The sequence below is a fragment of the Sutterella sp. genome (assembly GCF_030539355.1).
Taxonomy (GTDB): Bacteria; Pseudomonadota; Gammaproteobacteria; order Burkholderiales; family Burkholderiaceae_F; genus Sutterella.
Map to the genome: position 1 here is coordinate 1 of NZ_JAUNSF010000193.1, position 2,091 is coordinate 2,091.

General features: G+C 69.0%; 2 protein-coding genes. One reads left to right on the forward strand and one right to left on the reverse strand.

The features are described 5' to 3' along the window. Nucleotides 1-56: 56 nt before the first annotated feature. On the forward strand, nucleotides 57-557 hold the full coding sequence (locus Q4F91_RS13440; RefSeq protein ID WP_303338240.1) for an SRPBCC domain-containing protein: 501 nt from the start codon (nucleotides 57-59) through the stop codon (nucleotides 555-557). Nucleotides 558-733: 176 nt separating this feature from the next. Here Q4F91_RS13440 and Q4F91_RS13445 read toward each other — a convergent pair. Next, a partial coding sequence (locus Q4F91_RS13445; RefSeq protein WP_303338241.1) for an autotransporter outer membrane beta-barrel domain-containing protein occupies nucleotides 734-2,091 on the reverse strand: 1,358 nt, incomplete at its 5' end.

Genomic DNA, 2,091 nt, shown 5'->3' on the forward strand with positions numbered 1-2,091 from the left:
CCCCGGAACGCTTCACCGGCGCCCTCCGGGGACACCTCCAAGAAGAAGGAAAAAACATGGAATCGATCCGCTGGCCCGAGGAGTACCTCCCCGGCTTCACCGACAATTTCTGCTCGAACGAAATCATCCTCCGCGGCTTCACCGCGACCGACGTCTGGGCGCTTCTCGTCAACCCGCACGTGTGGCCGACCTACTACGCCAACTCCGCCAGCATCGTCTTCGACGGCACCGAACTCAGGGCCGGCGACCGCTTCGACTTCGACACGTTCGGCTTCCCCGTGAAGGCCGAGGTCACCGAGTGCGTCCCTCCGGCCCCGGGCGTCCCGGGCCGCATCGCCTGGCACGGCTGGGCGGGCGAAGGTGCGGAGCGCCTTGACGTGATCCACGCCTGGCTCGTCGAGGAGCTCCCCCTCGGCCGCGTGCGCGTGCTCACCCAGGAGTCCCAGAAGGGCGAGCCCGCGAAGACGCTCGCGAAGACCCGCCCGAACCCGATGGTCGCGGGTCACCAGCAGTGGCTCGAAGGCATCGCCGACACGCTCGCCGCCTCGAATCTCTGACCATCATCCCCGATCTCCGTCCGGCGCCTCGTCATTCGCGTCTCCCGACCCGCCTCCTCGAAGCCGGAGGCGGGTGCCGGCAAGGACGCCGGACGGGGATCGCCGGCAGCCGTTCAGAAGAGCGCCGCCTTTCCTGCCGGAGGTCAGCGCTCTTTCCGTCTCAGAGGTCGGGCTCCTCAGAACCGCCAGCGCAGTTCCGCCCCGCCCGTGACGGCCGCGCCGTCGCCGTGGGTGAGCTCGCCCTCAAGCCTGAGAGCAGCCGTGAAGCCCTTCTCGTTGGCGAGTTCCAGACCTCCGCCAATCAGCCAGCGATTGCGGTCGTTCCAGTCCACGCGCTGCGAGAAGTTGCCCGCCATGCCGGCGATGCCGGCCGTGAACTCACCCGCGTCCTGCAGAAGCTCGCGCTCGTACCCGGCGTTCGCGGTCCACTTCCACGAGAAACCCGTGACTGCGGAGGCGATCGGAGCCGTCTCGGCCGAGACGCCGACCTGCGCGCGAAGCGACCGGTACCAGGCGTCGTCGATATCGAGGCCGCCCATCCTGTCCTCGGTCTTCGAGGGCGTCCTCAGCACCGTGCCCGTGAGACCGACCGACGGCCTCAAGAAAAGCACGTCAGCGAGCTCAAGCCTCGGACCGATCTTCCCGGAAAGCGCGGCCGAAAGACGAGTGCCCTCCGCTTCCTGGGAGGATCCGATCGAGGTCTGCAGGCGCTCGGTCTCGACGTTGGCGAGACCGACGCGGCCCGAGAGGTCGAACCACCACTTCTCCCCGCCGTCAAAGGCCTGTCCCAGCGAGGCGCCGAGCCAGAGCCCCTCCCCGCGGGTCTTCGCGTGGAGATTGTTCGATTCCGAGAAATACGCGGCCGCCACCTGCCAGCCGATCTCGTGACCGGGCTCCGTGACGGTCACGCCGCCCGCGAGGCCGGCGGCCTTCGTTCTGGAATGCGATCCGCGCAAGTTGTCCGCGAGCCTGCCGCCGAAGGGCTGCGCCCAGACGTGGCGGCCGGAGACCGCGGCGTCGGCCGGAGTGCGCGCAAGCGTGCGGTCAACGAGGCGCTCCACGGCGAACTGGGCCCGCACGGCCGAGAGGTGCGCGTCGCCCCGGAGGTCGCCGATCATGCCCGCGACGGTTTCCGTGTCGGGCGCGAAGTCGATCGCGGCGACGAGGGCCTGCGCGTTTGCGCTGGTCACCGCCCCGGCGTTCGCGTCGAGGATCGCGGCGAGCGACTGTTCCGTACCGGAAGCGGACGGATTGCCTTCGGCGAGCGCCTTCGTGTAGGCGTCTGCCGCTCGCGCGGCCGTGAGGGTCGAGCCGTCCGAGGACACCTCGAAGTCGAGCGTCACCGAGATCGCGTCGAGGAGCTCCGTGTCCGTGATGAACGACTGCGACGTGAAGACGTCGGTCGAGATGCCGGTGTCGCTGTCCGAGACCACGAGTCCGCTCGCATCCACCGCGGAGAGCACCGTGCCGGACTTGAAATAGCTCTCCTCGGGCAGGAACTGCAGCGTGAGCGTCTCCGTGGCGGAGGCGGCGG